Below are 18465 nucleotides of genomic sequence, written 5' to 3' on the forward strand. Positions count from 1 at the left end.
AGCTGTACCGCGTATGTTCTTGTGCTGCGGCAGACTAGTCGTAGACTGTTGCGCCTTGGTGAAAGTCACAGGGTTTTGTGAACACTTGTAAACCCGATGCCATGCGTCAGTTCATCCTTCGCCCGACTCTAGCACTCCCGCACTCTTCGAGCTTTGTTTGCCCAGCCAGCGCAGCAACATGCGCTCGAGGTCTGCGCGTTTGAACGGCTTGGCCAGGTAATCGTTCATGCCGGCCTGTAGGCAGGCTTCACGATCTCCCTGCAGGGCATTGGCGGTCAGGGCTATGATCGGCGTGCCGCAATGCGGCGAGTTATGCCGAATCTGCCGAGTCGCCTCATAGCCGTCGAGCAATGGCAGGCGGCAGTCCATGAGCACTGCAGCGAAGCGCCGGGCATCGAACTGCTGCACAGCCTGGGCGCCATCGCTGACCAGTACGACGCGATAGCCGAGGCTGCGCAGCATGGCTTCGATCACGGTCTGATTCACCGGGTTGTCTTCGACTAACAGTACCTCCTGGCCTGCTCCTGAGGGGCCGTCCGACATTTCATGCAACATTTCATCAGGCCGCTGGGCGCTGAAGGGCAGAGGGATTTCCAGGGTAAATACCGAGCCTATGCCTTCCTCGCTATCGGCATGCAGGGTACCGCCCATACGTTCTGCCAGAGTGCGAGCAATGGACAGACCGAGACCGGTGCCGCCATAGCGGCGGGAAATCGAGGTGTCGGCCTGCTGGAAGGCATCGAACATGCGCTCCAGACGCTGCGGTGCGATACCAATGCCACTGTCGTGCACGGCGCAGGTTAGCCAGAGCACCTCGTTGTCCAGCGGCTGCCAGCGCACCTCGATGCGGATACCTCCTTCCTCGGTAAATTTCAGGGCGTTACCTAGCAGGTTGACCAGAATCTGCCGGATGCGGGTCGGGTCGCCTTGCACTTCCAGATGCTCCAGGCCTTCCTGGGCGTCCAGGCGCAGGCGCAGGCCGCGCTGTTGGGCGCTGTGCTGGAACACCTGGATGGACCCCTGCAGCAGATCCTGCAGATTGAAGGGGATTAGCTCCAGCTCCAGGGCGCCGCGCTCGATGCGGGAGAAGTCGAGAATGTCGTTGATCACCTTGAGCAGGTGCTCGGTGGACTCGGTGGCCAGCGCTGCATATTCGGCCTGTTCCTGGCTCATTTCGGTGGTTTCCAGCAGCTGCAGCATGCCCAACACGCCATTCATCGGCGTGCGCAGTTCATGGCTCATCATCGCCAGGAAGTCGGATTTGGCACGGCTGGCCTGTTCGGCCTGTTCGCGGGTCTGGATCAGTTGCTGCATGGCCTCCTGCTGCTCGCGGCTGGCGTGCTGGAGGGCGGCGGCCAAACTGTTGATGTGGCGTGCCAGATCGCCAAGCTCGCCACTGTCGTTTTCTGCCAGGTGAGTGTCATAACGCCCGGCTTTGATGCCTTGTAGGGCCTTGCCCATGGTGCTCAGGGGTTGCGCCAGTCTTCGGGCAAGCTGGCGTGCGAGCAGGAAGGTCAGCAGCAGGGCGCCGAGGGCGAGGATGGTGGCTTTCAGCAGAATGGCCTGCTGGCGGCTACTGAAAGCCTCGTCGGACATGCCCACGACGACTCGCCCCAGATACTCGCCGTCTGTCTTCAGCGCCGTGCTGGCTGGTTCGCTGAGGTCATCATCCTGCAACGGGCGTTGTAGCCGAATGGGGGCATGGAAGATTTCCACATGCGCGGTCGGCGCACTCCCGCCCTGTTCGACGTAGACAAGAATATTCTCGTTACGGTCACGTACTTCCAGGAAACGCACATGTGGGTTTTTCAGCGTGGCGCGCAGCAGGCCTTCGATCGCCTGTGGATTGTCGGCAAGTACGCCGTGTTCTGCGGCGGGGGCCAGTTGGTCGGCTATCAGCTGGCCGGTGTGATTCAGCTCTTGGCGCAAATCCTGCAGGCGTGAGTAGGTGAAGAAGCCTGTTAGCAATAGAGTCAACAGCAGGGCAGGGCCGACGCTGATCAGTTGGGTGCGGGTGTGGATGTCCCAGTTGCGCCCGAAAGTCATTGACGCTCGTTCTCCTTGAGCCGGTAGGGCCTTTTCTGGTTCAGGCGAGTGGTTCTGTATAAGCGTCGCATGTTAACTGAGGCGCCTGTGTTTGCCAGTGCGCATCCTAGGCTTCTGTGCCGCGATATGCCTTTGGCTGTTACGGTGAATTCGGGCTGGCCGCTCAGCCAAGGCTTCGTGATAATGCCGGCATTCGCCAGTGATGGCCCGTTATGGAAGTCCTATGACCGAGCAACAACCCGTTGCAGTGCTGGGCGGTGGCAGCTTCGGCACCGCGATTGCAAACCTTCTGGCCGAGAATGGCCAGCGCGTCCTGCAGTGGATGCGTGATCCCGAGCAGGCTGCGGCGATGCGCACCCAACGGGAAAACCCGCGCTACCTCAAAGGCATCAAACTTCACGACGGCGTTGAGCCTGTCGCTGACCTGGAGTCGACGCTGGCGGCCTGTGAATTGATCTTCGTCGCCATTCCCTCTTCGGGACTGCGTCAGGCGCTGCAACCGGTGGCCGACGCCCTGGCGGGTAAGCTGTTGGTGAGCCTGACCAAGGGCATCGAACCCAAGAGCTTCAAATTGATGAGCCAGATCATTGCCGATGTCGCGCCGCTGGCCCGTATCGGTGTGCTGTCCGGGCCGAATCTGGCGCGCGAAATTGCCGAACATGCGCTGACGGCCACGGTGATCGCCAGCGAAGATGAGGAACTCTGCCAGCGAGTGCAGCAGGCCCTACATGGCGGCACTTTCCGCGTCTATGCCAGCAACGACAGCTTTGGTGTCGAACTGGGCGGTGCCCTGAAGAATGTCTATGCGATCATCGCCGGCATGGCCGCCGCGCTGGGCATGGGTGAGAACACCAAAAGCATGCTGATCACACGGGCCCTGGCCGAGATGACCCGTTTCGCCGTCACCCTGGGTGCCAATCCCATGACCTTCCTTGGCTTGGCTGGGGTGGGGGATTTGATCGTCACCTGCTCCTCGCCGAAGAGCCGCAATTTCCAGGTTGGCCACGCTCTGGGCGAGGGGCTTTCGCTGGAGGAGGCCGTGGAGCGCCTCGGCGAGGTCGCCGAGGGAGTCAATACCCTCAAGGTGTTGAAGACCAAGGCCGAAGAGTTGCAGGTCTACATGCCGCTGGTGGCAGGTCTGCATGCCATCCTGTTCGAGGGGCGGACCCTGGCTCAGGTAATCGAGGTGCTGATGAGTGGCGACCCGAAGACCGACGTAGACTTCATTTCTCCCAGCGGATTCTGAAAGAGGAAATTGGCATGACTGAAGAGAACAAGGTGCTGGAGCGCGAATCGATCGGTTTGCGCGTTCTGTGGATGGTGATCTTCGCCATCGTCTGGCAGCTGGCGGAAATCGTCCTGGCCGTAGTGGTGATCGTGCAACTCGGTTATCGCTTGTTCTATGGTGCGCCCAGCGGCAGCCTGCAGGGTTTTGGCGACAGCCTCAGCCAGTACCTGCAGCAAATTGGCCGCTTCGGTACCTTCAACAGCGAGGAGAAACCCTGGCCCTTCGCCGATTGGCCGGCGCCGCGCGCTCCCGAGGACAACGAGCCGCACAGCATCCCGCCCGCGCCACACCCAGTGCGCGATGAAGAACCCAAGTTGTGACTCTCTGGCTGTTGCGTCACGGCGAAGCTGAGCCGCGCGCACGCAGCGATGCCGAGCGGCCGCTGACCGAGCGCGGCCGCAGAGAGGTTCGCAAGGCTGCGGAACGTCTGCGTGGCCGCGAGCTGGCGCATATTCTGGTCAGCCCCTATCTGCGTGCCCAGCAAACCGCCGAGTTGGTGCGTGAGAGTCTGGGCCTGAAGCTGCCGTTGACCACGGTGGACTGGGCCACGCCCGATGACTCCCCGCGCGCAGCCGCCAATCAACTTGATGCATACCCCGGAGAGTGCCTGCTGGTCAGCCACAACCCCTTGCTAGGCAGCCTTGCCGGGCTGCTGGTGCATGGCCATCTGCAACAGCCGCTGGGTTTGAGCACGGCCAGCCTGGTGTCACTCGATGGTCAGGCCATTCCCGGTCTGATGCATCTGGCGGGCTTGTACCATCCGGGCTAGAGGCCTGGAGTCCGCTGTAACATTTCTTCACTTGCGACGCCTCCTGACGCATGGAATATTCAACCAAGCAAGTGCTTGGTTGCTCCCTGTGACAAAAACAATAAACAAGGAGGCCCCGTGGCCAGTGCAGTTCGTTTACCGCTTGACCTGTTCTTCGAACGTGAGTCGCGTCACCCCAACAAAACCTACCTGATCCAACCGCAGGCGGGTGGCCAGGTCGAACAGCTGAGCTGGGCCGAGGTGGGTGACCAAGCCCGACGAGCTGCCGCCTGGCTGCGCAGCCTGGAGCTGGAGCAGGGCAGCAAGATCGCAATCATCTCGAAAAACTGCGCACACTGGATTGTCACCGACCTGGCGATCTGGATGGCTGGCCACGTCTCCGTGCCCCTTTATCCCAATCTCACCGCCGAATCGATGCGCCAGGTACTGGAGCATGCAGAGGCGAAGGTGGCCTTCATCGGTAAGCTCGACGACTGGCCAGCGATGGCGCCAGGGCTGCCGGCGGGAGTGCTGACCGTGGCACTGCCGCTGCATGCGCCCGGTAACTTCGATAAACAGTGGAGTGACCTGCAGGCGTGCGCGCCAATTCAGGATCGCCCCGCGCCCCCGCCTGAGCAGCTCGCCACTATCATCTACACCTCCGGCACCACCGGGATGCCCAAAGGCGTGATGCACAGCTTCGGCAACTTCGGCTTTACCGCCAGCCACGCCACGGGGCTGTTCGGTGTGGGCGAGGATGACCGCGTGCTGTCCTATCTGCCGCTGTGCCATGTGGCCGAACGCATGTTCGTCGAGCTGAACTCGCTGTACAGCGGGCTTACCGTGTTCTTTGCCGAGAGTCTCGATACCTTCCTCGAAGATCTGCGCCGGGCGCGGCCGACGGTATTCTTTGGCGTGCCGCGCATCTGGACCAAGTTCCAGATGGGCGTATACGCCAAAATGCCGGCCAAGAAACTCGATTTCCTGCTATCCCTGCCGCTGGTTGGTCGTCTGGTCGGGCGCAAGGTGCTGCGCGGCCTGGGACTGGATGCTGTGCGCTATGGCCTGTCTGGTGCCGCGCCTGTACCGGATGCGCTGCTGGCCTGGTATCGACGCCTGGGCCTGGAGTTGCAGGAGGTCTACGGCATGACCGAGAACTGTGGTTACTCGCATGTATGTCGACCGGGCAAATTCAAGTCTGGCTGGATTGGTCAGAACAACCCGGGCGTCGAGGTCCGTATCAGCGATCTGGGTGAGGTGCTGGTGCGCAGCGGCTCGACCATGCAGGGCTACTACAAGGAGCTGGGAAAGACCGCCGAAGCGATGACCGAGGACGGCTTCCTGCGTACCGGCGACAAGGGCGAACAAGACGCCGAGGGTAACCTGCGCCTGACCGGGCGGATCAAGGAAATCTTCAAGACCAGCAAGGGCAAGTACGTGGCCCCGGCGCCGATCGAGAACCGCCTGGCGGTGCACAGCCATATCGAACAGGTTTGCGTGGTTGGCGACGGCCTGCCCCAGCCGCTGGCCCTGTGCGTGCTCTCCGAGGCCGGGCGCAAGGAGCCGCGCGAGCAGCTCGAGGGCAGCCTCAAGCGTTTGCTGGAGGAGACCAATCAGGTGCTGGACAGGCATGAGCAGCTCAATGGTCTGGTGCTGGTGTCCGAGGTGTGGGCGGTGGAAAACGGCTTCCTGACGCCGACGCTGAAGATCAAGCGGGCCTCGGTGGAGAGTGCCTATGGTCCGCACTTCGGGGCTTGGGGCGAGCGGCGCGAGGGCGTGGTTTGGCACCAGCAGGCCGGGTGAGCGTCTTGGAATGAGTTGGGTCGTTTTGATAATGAACTGGCAAGATTGTGTGAGTCTGGAGGGATTTGCTTTCAAGCCGATTATTGAGCCTACCGATACTTCCCGTTTCGCCCCGCCGGGCGACTCACTTTTCTTTGTTTGCGCAAAGAAAAGTAAGCAAAAGAAAGCGCCCCCCGACATCCGGCCCCGCCTGCGGCGGGGTTCCCTCCTTCCTGTGTCGCTCCGGGGGCCGTAACGAAGGGACGTCCCTGTCCCTTCGTTACTCGCTCGGCGTCCTGCCTCGCGCCCCCCCCCTGCACAACACCTCCACTCGGCCTTCTGACGGGGAATGGCTCCGAGTTGTTGAAGGTTTTCTTTCGCTCTTGGTTTTCTCATACGAGCCATCAGGCAGCACAAGGCGCCCCTTCAGGAGGGTGAGCGGAGTCGTTGTGTAGAGGGTTGAGCCGCATGGATGCGGCGAAAGGCTTAAAGGGCCATGGATTGTCCTTGTAAGCCGACCCTCGGAACGACGATGGAGCGAACGAACCCGGAGCGAAGCGTAGGGCCGTATGCAGGGGCAAGCGTTTTGCCTACTTTTCCGCGACTGGAAAAGTAGGTCGCCTGGGAAGGGCGAAACCAGAAGTGTCAGTCAACTCGATAAGCAGCCTTGAGCGCTTCTCTCGAACCAATATGCCCCGCACACAATCTTGCCAGTCCGGCATCAATGCCTCGTTCCTTCTTTAAAAGGCAAAAAAAGCCCGGCCATACGGCCGGGCGAGGCACTACTCCGCAGGAGCGAAGGGGATCAGGCAATCTCTGCCAAAGCTTGAATCTGCTGCTGCGCCGCCACCTCGCCGATCACCAGGATCGCTGGGCTCTTCAGTGCAAAGTCGCTGGCCGCCTGCTGCATGCCGGCCAGGGTGCTGCGGCACTCGCGCTGATGGGGTAGCGAGGCGTTTTCGATCATCGCCACCGGCATGTCGGCGCGCATGCCGCCGGCCAGCAGGCTTTCACGAATTTCCGGCAGCTTGGCCACGCCCATGTACACCACCAGCGTGGTGCCGCCCTGAGCCAGGGCCTGCCAGTTGAGGCTGCTGTCGTCCTGGGTGTGGGCGGTGACCAGGGTCACGCCTCGGGCTACGCCACGCAGGGTCAGCGGGATGCCGCAGTGGGTGGCGCCGGCCAGGCCAGCGGTGATGCCGTTGACCATTTCCACCTCAATGCCGTGCTCGGCCAGCCAGTCGGCTTCCTCGCTGCCACGTCCGAAGATGCACGGGTCACCACCTTTCAGACGCACCACACATTTGCCCTGGCGGGCGTAGCGCAGCATCAGGCGGTGGATGAAGGCCTGCGGCGTCGAGCGGCAGCCGCCGCGCTTGCCCACCGGGATCACTCGCGCAGTGGGGCAATGCTCCAGCACGGCGAGGTTGACCAGATCGTCGATCATCACGATCTCGGCCTGGTTGAGGGCCTTAACCGCCTTGAGGGTCAGCAGTTCCGGGTCGCCGGGGCCTGCGCCTACCAGCCAGACTTTTGCGCTCATGTTGTTCTCCTCAGGCTTCCACGGCGACGGCCGCCGTATGGCTGTTCAGCAGTCGTTTGATTTCCGGTACGCACGAGCCACAGCTGGTGCCGCACTTCAGTTCGTTCTTCAGTCCATTCAGATCCAGGCCACGGGCAATACCGGCGCAGACGGCGTCCTGGCTGACGTTCATGCAGTTGCACAGGGTTTTGCTGGTTTTGACGCCGCCTCCGGGGGGCGTGGCCAGCGGGGCCAGCAGCCAGCGGCGCAGGTCAGTGTCGGCCTTGCCTTCCTGCCACATCCCTTTGAGCCAGTCGCGGGCAGCGGTTTCACCGGCCAGGCGCATGGCGACGATGCGCCCGTCTTCGATGCGAATGCGCTTGCCCACGCCGCGCTGCGGATCGTCATAGGTCAGCACCGGGCCTTGGTCGACGTCCAGCAGGGCATCGATCTGCGCCAATAACTCGCCATCGGGCGCTGTGGCGCTGGCGGCACGGATCAGCAGTGCCGGGCGCTCTTCGCGGCCAGTCGGGGTGAGGCTGGCGTAGTCGAAACCGTCGAACAGCGGGCGCAGGGCGTTGAAACGGCGCTGTACATCGCCTTCGACCAGGGCGAACAGTTGCCAGGGTACTGCGGCCTGGGTCACCTGCACGCCGCTGAGCTTCAGCTCCGGCTGCTTGGACAGCGGGTCGAAGGCTGGTTGGGTCAGCACATTGGTGCCCAACCCCTTGAGAAAACGATCACCCCAGTGCATCGGCAGGTAGGCATGGCCCGCCTGTAGGCTGTCGTCGGCCTGTACCGGCAGGGTCAGACGGCCACGACGGCTGCGCAGTTCGACCAGCTCACCGCTTTGCAGGCCGCGCTGGCTCAACTCGATTGGATGCAGGCCGAGTACCGCTTCCGGCACATGGCCGAACAGGCGCGCGGCGGTGCCGGTGCGACTCATGCCATGCCACTGGTCACGTAGGCGACCGGTGTTGAGCAGCAGCGGGAAGTCCTTTTCCTGGCGCTCCTGGGCTGGCACGTAGGCATCGGCAACGAATTGTGCACGACCACTGGTGGTGGGAAAGCGACCATCTCCGTACAGACGCGCGGTGCCCTGTTGGGCGCCGTTGGGGAACGGCCATTGTTGCGGACCTTGGTTGTCCAGAATCGCGTAGCTGAGACCGGACAGGTCCAGGTCGCGACCGCGGGTGAGGTGCTTGTATTCCTCGAACAGCATTTCGACGCTGAGGAAGTTGAACAGGCTTGGCAGGCCGGGGCGGAGCAGTTGTTCGAGGCGACGGGCGAAATCACAGGTGATCGCCCAGTCCGGCCGCGCCTCTGCGGGCGCTGGCACGGCGCGGCGTACGTGGGTCACGCGCCGCTCGGAGTTGGTCACGCTGCCTTCCTTTTCACCCCAGCTGGCGGCTGGGAGCAGCAGGTCGGCGTATTGGCAGGTTTCGGTGGTGAAGAAGGCTTCCTGCACCACCACGAAGGGGCACAGGGTCAGGGCCTCGTGGATCTTCTGCTGATCCGGCAGGGACTGGGCCGGGTTGGTGCAGGCGATCCACAGGGCCTTGATCTTGCCGGCGCGCACCGCCTCGAACAGCTCCACGGCGCTTAGGCCGGGGTTGCTCGGCAGCTCATCGACACCCCAGTAACGAGCGACCTCGGCGCGGTGCTCGGCATTGCCGGCCTCGCGGTGGCCGGGCAGCAGGTTGCTCAGGCTGCCGGTTTCCCGGCCGCCCATGGCGTTGGGCTGGCCGGTCAGCGAGAAGGGGCCTGCACCGACCTTGCCGATTTGCCCGGTGGCCAGATGCAGGTTGATCAGTGCGCTGTTCTTGGCGCTGCCGGAGCTGGACTGGTTGAGGCCCATGCACCACAGCGAGAGAAAGGCCGGCGACCGGCCGATCAGCTCGGCTGCTTGGCGCAGATCGGCTTCGTCGAGGCCGCACAGGCGCGCCACTTCGCGCGGCGGGTAGTCGGCCGCCAGGCTGCGCAGCGCTTCGAAACCTTCGGTGTGGTGCTCGATATAGGCCGGGTCGTAGTCGCCATTCGCCAGCAGCAGGTGCAGCAGGCCGTGAAACAGCGCCACATCGGTGCCCGGTGCGATAGCCAGATGCAGGTCGGCAAGCTCGCAGGTGTCGGTGCGCCGTGGGTCGACCACGATGATTTTCATCTCGGGCCGCGCGGCCTTGGCGGCTTCCAGGCGGCGGAACAGGATCGGGTGGGCGTAGGCCATGTTGCTACCGGCGATCAGCAGGCAGTCGGCCTGCTCGATGTCCTCGTAGCTGCACGGCGGGGCGTCGGCGCCCAGGCTGCGCTTGTAGCCGACCACGGCCGAACTCATGCACAGGCGCGAGTTGGAGTCGATGTTGTTGGTACCGACCAGGGCGCGTGCCAGCTTGTTGAAGGCGTAGTAATCCTCGGTCAGCAGCTGGCCGGAGATGTAGAAGGCGACGCTGTCCGGGCCGTGCTCGCGGATGGTTTCGGCAAATACGCTGGCGGCATGGTCCAGGGCGTTGTCCCAGCTGCTGCGGCTACGGGCCAGGGCCTTGCCCAGGCGCAGCTCGGGGTAAAGGGCGCGGGCATTGAGGTCGCCGGTCAGGTGCAGGGTCGAGCCCTTGCTGCACAGTTTGCCGAAGTTGGCCGGGTGCGCGGGGTCGCCGCGTACGCCGCTGATGCGTTCGTCATCGTGGTCGATCAATACGCCGCAACCGACACCGCAGTAGCAGCAGGTCGCGGCGGTGGTGCGCAGGGCGGGGTTGGGGGCGGGCAGGGTCATCGGTTCAGGCACCCATACCGCGGGTTTCACCGAACATCAGGTGGTCACGCACCTGGCTGATGTTGGCGTTGTTGCGGATCTGCTGGAAATACCAGCCGCCGTCGAGGGTGTCGCCGTACAGACAACCGCCGACCAGCACGTCGTCCTTGATCACCAGCTTCTTGTAGATGTTGCTGATGGGGTCGTTGAGGGTGATGGTTTCTGTGCCTTCGCCGCCCATGAAGTCGCCGGCCGAGAACAGCTCGATGCCGGTGACCTTGAGTTTGGTGGACACCACCGAACCCTTGTAGCGAGCAGTGCCGAGCATAGCCAGGTGGTTGGCGCAGACCTGCGCCTGCTCGAACAGCGGAGCGACCAGGCCGTAGGCGATGCCACGGTGGTTGGCGCATTCGCCGATGGCGTAGACGCGCGGATCGTAGGTCTGCAGGCAGTCATCGACCAGGATGCCGCGGTTGCAGGGAATGCCGGCCTTTTCCGCCAGTTCGGTGCAGGGGCGAATACCGGCGGCCATCACCACCAGGTCGGCGGGAATCACGTCGCCGCTCTTGAACTGCACGGCACAGACGCGGCCGCTGCCGTAGTCCAGCAGTTCCTCGGTCTGCTCGTTGAGGCGGAAGCGGATGCCGCGGGCCTCCAGGGCACTCTGCAGCAGCTTGCCGGCGGCCTTGTCCAGTTGGCGCTCCAGCAGCCAGTTAGCCAGGTGCACCACGGTCACGTGCATACCGCGCTGGCGCAGGCCGTTGGCAGCTTCCAGGCCGAGCAGGCCGCCGCCGATGACCACGGCGTGGCTGTGGCTGGCGGCTGTTTCGATCATGCGCTGGGTATCGGCGATATCGCGGTAGGCGATCACCCCCGGCAGGCGATTGCCCGGTACCGGCAGGATGAACGGGGTGGAGCCGGTGGCCAGGAGCAGGCGGTCGTATTCGGCGGTGCTGCCGTCGTCGGCGGTGACGATGCGCTTCTTGCGATCGATGTGCACCACCTTGCGGCCCAGGCGCAGGTCGATGTGGTTGTCGCGGTACCAGGCCAGGTCGTTGAGCACGATGTCGTCGAAGTGCTGTTCACCGGCCAGTACCGGCGACAGCAGGATGCGGTTGTAGTTGGGGTGCGGCTCGGCACCGAACACGGTGATGTCGTAGAGATCCGGGGCGAGCTTGAGCAGCTCTTCCAGGGTGCGTACCCCGGCCATACCATTGCCTACCAGTACCAGCTTGAGTTTTTTCATGCCGGTCATCTCCTGCATCTCGATTCGCGAAAAACAAAAAAGGCGTCCCGCTAGCTCACTAGCGAGGACGCCTTTGTCCTGGTCCCGATCTGTCGGGAGGCAGCCCCTTCTACGTTGAAGGCGCTGACTTTATGTCATGTCGTTATCCACTAAGCATGCGGCGTGCCAAGACCCGCAAGCCCGCGAATGGCGGGTTTGCGGGAGAGCCAGGGCGGTGCTGCGGGTACGGGTGCACTCGATTGAGGCCGGGTCGCCTCGTCGTGGTGCGAAATGGCTCAGGGCGCCTTGCGAATCTGGCTCGTCGTCCATTCAAGCAACTGCTCGGCCAGCCGGTCGCTGGCCTGCCCGAAAGCCTGTACTACGGCGGGCACCTGAGCATCCTGAGTGGGCTGGCGTATGACGAAGCTGCGGCTGGCCAGCACGCTCTGATCCCGGCTGCGTACCAGGCGGGCATCGAAGCGGATGCTGGCCTCGGGGCGCCCATCCTGGTACTCGCTCTGGAAGGCCAGCAGGTTGCCGATCAGCTTGTAATCGCTGTGCAGGTGCTGCATGTCGCTGCTCAGCGCGGCAAAGCGGCCGTCGTTCTGGAAGGCTTCCAGCAGCTGGTCGCGCAGCAGGGCCGGGGCTGGGTCGCTCCAGCGCGCGCCTTGGTAGTTGGTGATTTCACTGCCCTGCGGCACGACCGCGATGCGGGTGCTGTCGAGCGTCAGGCTGGCCTGCGGCCGGCTGATGCTGAGCGATGTGCTCAGGCTCTGGTTGCTGGCCTTGATCTGCGAGCTGGGGAGCAGGTAGGTCTGCACCGGTTCGGCCTTGGGCAGCACCGAGCAGCCAGCAAGCAGCAGCAGGGCGACCAGGCAGCTGTGACGCAACGGCAATGGGATCATGGCTGAAATTCCTTGTTCTGTTGGTGATCCAGCAGCAAGGCGCCGGGGTTTTCGGAGAGTTGCCGGGTCATCTGCCGCAGCGCCGCGAGGGTGCTGCGCAGCTCACCAATGGCCGGGCCGAGCTCAGCCAGGCCCTGCATGCCGCCGCTGAGGGCATCCTGGTTACGCTCGATGAGCTGTTCAATATCGCGGCTGCTGTCTTCCAGGCTGGCCATGGCCCTGGCCGCCGAGTTCATGGCGCTGCGGCCTTGCTGATCGACCAGGCTGTTGGCATTGCGCAGGGTGCTGGCGCCCTGGGTCAGCATGTCATTGGCTAGCCGGCTGGCGGCAGCCAGGTTGCTCAGGGCCTCACGGATCTCGTCACGACGCTCGGCCACACTGCCGGTCATCTGCTCCAGGTGCGCCATGGTTTGCCCCATGCGTTCGATGTTTTCGTCGGAGAACATGCGGTTGGCATTGAGCAGCAGCTTGTTGATGTTACTGACCAGATCCTCGCCGTTATCGAGCAGACGAGCCAGAGGTGAAGGCTCGGCGGTGATCCGGGTGGGCTGGTCATTGTTGGAGAGCAGTGGCGGGCTGTCCGGGGTTCCGCCGTAGAGCTGGATGGCGGCGCTGCCGGTGATGCTGGTCAGCGCCAGGCGGACATGGGTGTCCTGTTTGATCGGGGTAGCACCGGCCACCCGAATACGCGCCCTGACCCGGCGTGGGTCCTGCGGATCCAGGCTCAGGTCGGTGACGTCGCCCACGGCAATACCGCTGTATTGCACGGGGCTGCCCACGGACAGGCCGCTGACCGGCTCGTTGAAGATCACGTCGTACAGTTTGAACTCACGGTCCACCTGGGATTTACCCAACCACAGGGCGAAGAGCAGGGCACTGCCGACGGCAATCACGGTGAACAGCCCGATGAGAATGTGATGGGCACGGGTTTCCATCAGCGGCACTCCTGGTTGGCAGCGCGTTGCGCTGCTCGGCCTCGTGGGCCGTGAAAGTAATCGCGAATCCAGGCGTCGTCGGTGGCTTCGACTTCTGCCAGCGGACCTGCGACCAGTACGCGCTTCTGCGACAGCACGGCCACGCGATCGCAGATGGTATAGAGCGTGTCGAGGTCGTGGGTGACCAGAAATACGCTCAGGCCCAAGGCATCGCGCAGGGTCAGGATCAGCTGGTCGAAGGCCGCGGCACCAATCGGGTCGAGGCCCGCCGTGGGTTCGTCGAGAAAGAGGATTTCCGGGTCCAGGGCGATGGCCCTGGCCAGCGCGGCGCGCTTGACCATGCCACCGGACAGCGAGTCCGGATACTTGTCGCCCGCATCGGCCGGCAGGCCCGCCAGGCCCACCTTGACCCTGGCCAGGCGTTCGGCCTCGGGGCGCGGCAGACCGGCATGCTCGATCAGCGGCAGGGCGATGTTCTCGACCACGGTCAGCGAGGAAAACAGGGCGCCGCGCTGGAACAGCACGCCAAAGCGTCGCTCCAGCTCGGAGCGGCGTTTGGGTGGTGCTTCCAGCAGACTTTCCCCGAATACCTGAATCTTGCCGGCAGCCGGCCTCAGCAGGCCGACGATACTGCGCAGCAATACCGATTTGCCGGTGCCGGAGCCGCCGACCACGCCGAGCACTTCGCCGCGGCGGATGTCCAGGTCGAGATCCTGATGCACCACTTGCGTGCCGAACTGATTGCGCAGGCCGCGAACCTGTACCAGGGCGTCGTTGTTCACCAGCCCATCTCCATGAAGAACATAGCGGCGACTGCGTCGAGCAGGATGACCATGAAGATCGACTGCACCACGGCGGAGGTGGTGTGGTCGCCGACCGATTTGGCGCTACCGCCGGATTTGAAGCCCTCCAGGCAGCCGATGATGGCGATGATGAAGGCGAAGAAGGGCGCTTTGGCCAGGCCGATGTAGAAGTGTTTGACGGCGACATCCGTCTGCAAAATGCCGAGAAACAGGGTAGGAGAAATATCCAGCAGCAGGGTACTGACCATGGCGCCACCGAGGATGCCGGACAACATGGCGATAAAGGTGAGGATCGGCAGGCTGATCATCATAGCCAGGATGCGTGGCAGTACCAGAAGCTCTATCGGATTGAGGCCGAGCACGCGGATGGCATCGATCTCTTCATTGGCCTTCATCGAGCCGATCTGTGCGGTGAAGGCGCTGGCCGTGCGGCCGGCCATGAGAATGGCGGTGAGCAGTACGCCGAACTCACGCAAAAAGGAGAAGGCCACCAGATGGACGGTGTAGATCGTGGCGCCGAAGTTGGCGAGCACCGTGGCACCGAGGAAGGCGACGACGGCGCCAACCATGAAGGTCAGCAGCACGATGATGGGGATGGCATTCAGGCCGGTCTGCTCGACATGGGCCGCCAGCGAGGTGATACGCCAGCGACGAGGTTGGAACAGGCAGAGAAACAGGCTTTCCAGCGCCAGCCCGATGAAGCCGAGCAGGGCGCGCAGTTGTTTCCAGTAGCCTTCGACGGCGCCGCCGATTTTTTCCAGCAACTCCAGCGCGGCAGCGTGTTTGGCTGGGCGGGCGTTGGCGGGGATGTGCGGCAGGGCTTCGGCGACGGTGCGCAGAAGCGCCAGACGTTCGGCGGGTAGATCCTGGCTGTGGGTCAGTTGTTGCAGGCGCTCGTGGCCGATCCAGCGGCCGAGCAGTGCGGCGCCAGCGGTGTCCAGGCGCCCCAGTTGGCTGAGGTCCAGCGAGTATCCGTCGGCTGAGCCGGGCTGACGGGTCAGTTGGGCTTGGAGATGGGCGTAGTGCTGAAGCGTCCAGTCCCCTCTCAGTTGCAGGCGGGCGGGCTTTTCACTGCTGCTCTGGATGATGCTGCCAGCTTCCGACATGGGCGTCCTGCTGTGGGCTTGGGCTCGGATAAAACTGGGCGAAAAGCCTCTGTAACGCAAGTCTCAGCCGAGCATCAGCACCAATAACATCAGGTTGAGCAGGAGCGAAGCCAGCGCAACTCCGCGCCAAACCTTCAGTGGCTCGCGTTCCAGCAGCGGGCGCGGGCGACTGGCCAGGGCCGCGCGCTCCCCCTGTTCGAGTTGCAGCAGCCATTCTTCGGCGGTTTCGAAACGCTCCTGCGGGTTGCTGGCCACGGCGCGCAGCAGGCACTCATCGAGCCAGGCGGGCAAGTCAGGGCGATAGCGGCTGGGCGGTGTGACCTTGCCGAAACGCGGGTGCTGGAAGGCTTCGATCTCGCCGTAGGGATAGTGGCCGGTGAGCAGGCGATACAAGGTGACGCCAGCGGCATACAGATCCTGCCTTTGCTCCGGTTCGGCGCCGGCAAAGGCCTCGGGGGCAATATAGCTGGGCGTGCCGGGCAGGCTGTGCTGTTCATCGCGCGACAAACCGGGACAGTAGGCCAGGCCGAAGTCAAGCAGGCGCAGTTCGCCGTCGTCGCCCCACAACAGGTTTTCCGGCTTGATGTCGCGGTGCAGGATATTGCGCCGGTGCAACATACCCACGGCCTTGAGCAGGCGCGGGGCGAGGTCCAGCCATTCCGTCAGACCCAGCTGGCCGCTCAGGCGCAGGTGTTCCTCCAGCGTCTGTCCGGCGTACTCGCGCTGCACGTAGTACAGGTGCTGACGCTGCGGCAGCGGGTGCAGTTCGGGGAAGTGGCGGCCGGCCACACGACGCAGGAACCACTCTTCCAGCAGCAGCGCGGGGCCGGCCTGCTCTTCGTCACGGCGAGTTTCCGGCAGGGTCTTGAGTATCCAGCGGCGCGATTGCGTATCACGCACCCGGTACACCAGCGACTGGCGCGACTCGGCCAGCAGGCGCTCGACTTGCCAGCCTTCGAAGTCCTGGCCCTCGCGCAGGCGTGGCGGCAGTGGCCAGTGGCTGAGCTGAGCAAGGGTATCGGCCAGGTTGTTGTCGGGCAGGTTCTCGACGCTGACCAGTACAGCGCTGGCATTATCCTGGCTGCCGGCCAGATGGGCGGCTCCGACCAGCGCGCGGCACGCGGCGTTGGGCTCCGCTTCGTCGCTGAGCAGGTTACGGATGGTGCTGTCACCGAGTACCGACCACACACCATCGCTGACCAGCAGATAGCGCTCGCCTTGGCGCAGCTCGCCCTCCAGGTAATCGACCACCAGGTGCTGATCCAGGCCCATGGCACGCTTGAGCACGTGCTGCATACCGGGCTGCTCCCAGACATGGTCTTCGCTGAGTCGTTCCAGTTGCCCGTCGTACCAGCGGTACACGCGGCAGTCACCCACGTGCGCGAGGGTGAAGCGGCGCCCGCGCAGCACCAGGGCGGAGAGGGTGGTGAGCAACGGCTGGCCGCCACCATTGGCCTGCAACCAGCGATTGTGGGCTACCAGCAGGCGGTCGAGCGATTGCGCCACGGCCCAGGTTTCCGGGGTGGCATAGTAGTCCAGGGCCAGCGCCTGCAGGGTGGCGCGCGCGGCCAGGCCACCGTCGGCACATTGACTGACGCCATCGGCCAGGGCCAGCAGGAAACCCTTGCTGGCGGCCAGGCCCGGCGCCGGCGTGACAACGCGAACGGCATCCTGGTTTTCCGCGCGTGGGCCGGTGGCGGAGGCTTCGCCAAAACTCAGTTGCAGGGCCATAAGGCTTCTCGATAGGCGAAAGGCGCCCATCGGCGCCCGAAGCAAGTTAAGTCGGTTGAGACAAAGGCCGGGCCGTGGGTGCCCAAGGAGCGTTGCTACCTGACCAGTGCGATGAGCCTTGCCCGGCGCAGCCTTTGTCGCAACCGACCTGAGCAGGCGCCGCCAGCATGAGCGGCGCCTGCAGCAGGTTATACGCGAGCTGCCGTGATGGCGGCGCTACCCCAGGTAGTGCGCCAGCGCAGCTTGACCCCGTGCAGACCGACCCAGGCCAACACACCGAGGCTGGCGAACAGCCAGAGGCCGATCTGATAGTCGCCGGTGGCCTGCTTGATCGCACCCAGGCCGGCCGTCAGGCAGAAACCGCCGATGCCTCCCGCCATGCCGACCAGACCGGTCATCACGCCGATCTCTTTACGGAAACGCTGCGGTACCAGCTGGAATACCGCGCCGTTGCCGGCGCCCAGGCTGAGCATGGCGGCGACGAACAGGGCCAGGGCGGCATAGGCGCTGGGCAGGTTGAAGCCCACGGCGGCGATGCAGATGGAGGCACAGGTGTACATCATCAGTAGCGAGCGGATGCCGCCGATGCGGTCGGCCAGGGCACCGCCGAGCGGGCGCATCATGCTGCCGGCAAACACGCAGGCGGCGGTGTAAAGGCCGGCCTTGACCGGATCGAAGCCGTACTGGTCGTGGAAGTAGCCGGGCAGGGTGCTGGCCAGGCCGAGGAAGCCGCCAAAAGTGATGCTGTAGAAGAACATGAACCACCAGCTGTCGCGATCACCCAGGGCTTTGAAATAGTCAGCCATCGACTTGGGCGCCGGGCGCTCGGGGGCGTTCTTGGCCACGCTGGCGAAAATGATCAGGGTCAGCACCAGCGGGATCAGTGCCAGGCCGAACACGTTGCCCCAGCCGAACAGTGCGGCCAGTGCCGGCGCGAACAGTGCGGCCAGCACGGTGCCGGAGTTGCCGGCGCCGGCGATGCCCATGGCCTTGCCCTGGTGCTGCGGCGGATACCACTGCGACGCCAGTGGCAGAGCCACGGCGAAGGAAGCACCGGCAAAACCGAGGAACAGGCCGAGCAGCAAGGCTTGCGTATAGGTATGAATGCCGAGCAGCCAGGCGATGGCCAAGGCTACGATGACAATGATCTGGCCTAGCAGGCCGGCGGTCTTGGGCGATGTGCGATCCGCCAGGGCACCCATGAACAGGCGCAGCACGGCGCCGGCCAGGATGGGCGTCGCGACCATCATGGCGCGTTGCTGGGTACTCAGCCCCAGGTCGGTGGCGATCTGCACGCCCAGCGGGCCGAGTACGTACCAGACCATGAAACTCAGGTCGAAATAGAGAAAGGCGGCGAACAGCGTCGGTGCATGGCCGGCTTTCCAGAAACTTGTATTCATCCAACACCTCGTCAGGAAAGAGTCCCGGTGGACGGACGGCGCCGCGTTCGTGGGCACGTCGCCGGCCGCCTGCCGGGGTGGTTTCGGCTTGTGGCCGCAACCGAGTGGCCGAAGCCACAATCGTTATGAAGAGAGTCCTGGTCGACGCCCGGATCACGGCTCGTCCACCCGCCCCGATCGCTGGGGCCGAAACGCAAAAAGCGCCGCGCCACCCTGAGGGTGTCGCGA

Annotated in this window: 13 protein-coding genes and 1 pseudogene; 4 read left to right on the top strand and 10 right to left on the bottom strand. The window is 64.0% G+C overall.

All coding sequences use genetic code 11. From position 1 onward, the window contains the following. Positions 1-111: 111 nt before the first annotated feature. Positions 112-2046: an ATP-binding protein gene (locus P7A97_RS13130; RefSeq protein WP_277690400.1), complete on the bottom strand. Its 1935-nt coding sequence runs from the start codon at positions 2044-2046 to the stop codon at positions 112-114. A gap of 223 nt (positions 2047-2269) precedes the next feature. Between P7A97_RS13130 and P7A97_RS13135 the strand changes: the two genes are divergently transcribed. The 4 genes from P7A97_RS13135 (at position 2270) to P7A97_RS13150 (ending at position 5885) form a co-directional block, all read left to right on the top strand. Continuing rightward, positions 2270-3292 (top strand): NAD(P)H-dependent glycerol-3-phosphate dehydrogenase, encoded by a 1023-nt coding sequence (locus tag P7A97_RS13135; protein ID WP_277690401.1) that lies wholly within the window; start codon positions 2270-2272, stop codon positions 3290-3292. Between the two features lie 14 nt (positions 3293-3306). Beyond that, positions 3307-3654 (top strand): DUF4389 domain-containing protein, encoded by a 348-nt coding sequence (locus P7A97_RS13140; protein ID WP_277690402.1) that lies wholly within the window; start codon positions 3307-3309, stop codon positions 3652-3654. Beyond that, positions 3651-4103 (top strand): phosphohistidine phosphatase SixA, encoded by a 453-nt coding sequence (gene sixA / locus P7A97_RS13145; protein WP_277690403.1) that lies wholly within the window; start codon positions 3651-3653, stop codon positions 4101-4103. The genes P7A97_RS13140 and sixA overlap by 4 nt, the downstream gene beginning before the upstream one ends. A gap of 117 nt (positions 4104-4220) precedes the next feature. Next, the gene (locus P7A97_RS13150; RefSeq protein ID WP_277690404.1) at positions 4221-5885 is read left to right on the top strand and encodes an AMP-binding protein; all 1665 of its coding nucleotides are present in this window, start codon (positions 4221-4223) and stop codon (positions 5883-5885) included. 784 nt (positions 5886-6669) lie between these two features. On the opposite strand, the gene cobA is transcribed toward P7A97_RS13150, so the two are convergent. The 9 genes and pseudogenes from cobA to P7A97_RS13195 all read right to left on the bottom strand — a co-directional run bounded on the left by cobA (position 6670) and on the right by P7A97_RS13195 (position 18237). Beyond that, positions 6670-7407, bottom strand: coding sequence for a uroporphyrinogen-III C-methyltransferase (cobA, locus tag P7A97_RS13155; RefSeq protein WP_277690405.1), 738 nt, complete (start codon positions 7405-7407; stop codon positions 6670-6672). A 10-nt stretch (positions 7408-7417) separates the two neighbouring features. Beyond that, positions 7418-10153: a nitrate reductase gene (locus P7A97_RS13160; RefSeq protein WP_277690406.1), complete on the bottom strand. Its 2736-nt coding sequence runs from the start codon at positions 10151-10153 to the stop codon at positions 7418-7420. A gap of 25 nt (positions 10154-10178) precedes the next feature. Continuing rightward, positions 10179-11378 (bottom strand): annotated as a pseudogene (locus tag P7A97_RS13165) (FAD-dependent oxidoreductase); the annotation flags it as partial. 275 nt (positions 11379-11653) lie between these two features. Continuing rightward, the gene (locus P7A97_RS13170) at positions 11654-12262 is read right to left on the bottom strand and encodes an ABC-type transport auxiliary lipoprotein family protein (RefSeq protein WP_277690407.1); all 609 of its coding nucleotides are present in this window, start codon (positions 12260-12262) and stop codon (positions 11654-11656) included. After that, positions 12259-13197: an MlaD family protein gene (locus P7A97_RS13175; protein WP_277690408.1), complete on the bottom strand. Its 939-nt coding sequence runs from the start codon at positions 13195-13197 to the stop codon at positions 12259-12261. The genes P7A97_RS13170 and P7A97_RS13175 overlap by 4 nt, the downstream gene beginning before the upstream one ends. Further along, positions 13197-13982, bottom strand: coding sequence for an ATP-binding cassette domain-containing protein (locus P7A97_RS13180; RefSeq protein WP_277690515.1), 786 nt, complete (start codon positions 13980-13982; stop codon positions 13197-13199). Before P7A97_RS13180 ends, P7A97_RS13175 begins: the two co-directional genes overlap by 1 nt. Further along, positions 13976-15106: an MlaE family lipid ABC transporter permease subunit gene (locus P7A97_RS13185; RefSeq protein WP_277690409.1), complete on the bottom strand. Its 1131-nt coding sequence runs from the start codon at positions 15104-15106 to the stop codon at positions 13976-13978. The genes P7A97_RS13180 and P7A97_RS13185 overlap by 7 nt, the downstream gene beginning before the upstream one ends. A 63-nt stretch (positions 15107-15169) precedes the next feature. Next, positions 15170-16837 carry a bifunctional protein-serine/threonine kinase/phosphatase gene (locus P7A97_RS13190; protein ID WP_277690410.1) on the bottom strand — a complete coding sequence of 556 codons (1668 nt, stop codon included), beginning with the start codon at positions 16835-16837 and terminating at the stop codon, positions 15170-15172. A 188-nt stretch (positions 16838-17025) separates the two neighbouring features. Beyond that, positions 17026-18237, bottom strand: coding sequence for a nitrate/nitrite transporter (locus P7A97_RS13195; protein ID WP_277690411.1), 1212 nt, complete (start codon positions 18235-18237; stop codon positions 17026-17028). Between the last annotated feature and the right edge of the window lie 228 nt (positions 18238-18465).

The organism is Pseudomonas sp. GOM6, assembly GCF_029537485.1.
GTDB lineage: Bacteria > Pseudomonadota > Gammaproteobacteria > Pseudomonadales > Pseudomonadaceae > Aquipseudomonas.

Excerpts from the sequence above, each read along its gene's own strand:
- P7A97_RS13130 (WP_277690400.1), bottom strand. The coding sequence starts at position 2,046 with ATGACTTTCGGGCGCAACTGGGACATCCACACCCGCACCCAACTGATC.
- P7A97_RS13135 (WP_277690401.1), top strand. The coding sequence starts at position 2,270 with ATGACCGAGCAACAACCCGTTGCAGTGCTGGGCGGTGGCAGCTTCGGC.
- P7A97_RS13140 (WP_277690402.1), top strand. The coding sequence starts at position 3,307 with ATGACTGAAGAGAACAAGGTGCTGGAGCGCGAATCGATCGGTTTGCGC.
- cobA (WP_277690405.1), bottom strand. The coding sequence starts at position 7,407 with ATGAGCGCAAAAGTCTGGCTGGTAGGCGCAGGCCCCGGCGACCCGGAA.
- P7A97_RS13160 (WP_277690406.1), bottom strand. The coding sequence starts at position 10,153 with ATGACCCTGCCCGCCCCCAACCCCGCCCTGCGCACCACCGCCGCGACC.
- P7A97_RS13170 (WP_277690407.1), bottom strand. The coding sequence starts at position 12,262 with ATGATCCCATTGCCGTTGCGTCACAGCTGCCTGGTCGCCCTGCTGCTG.
- P7A97_RS13175 (WP_277690408.1), bottom strand. The coding sequence starts at position 13,197 with ATGGAAACCCGTGCCCATCACATTCTCATCGGGCTGTTCACCGTGATT.
- P7A97_RS13185 (WP_277690409.1), bottom strand. The coding sequence starts at position 15,106 with ATGTCGGAAGCTGGCAGCATCATCCAGAGCAGCAGTGAAAAGCCCGCC.
- P7A97_RS13190 (WP_277690410.1), bottom strand. The coding sequence starts at position 16,837 with ATGGCCCTGCAACTGAGTTTTGGCGAAGCCTCCGCCACCGGCCCACGC.
- P7A97_RS13195 (WP_277690411.1), bottom strand. The coding sequence starts at position 18,237 with ATGAATACAAGTTTCTGGAAAGCCGGCCATGCACCGACGCTGTTCGCC.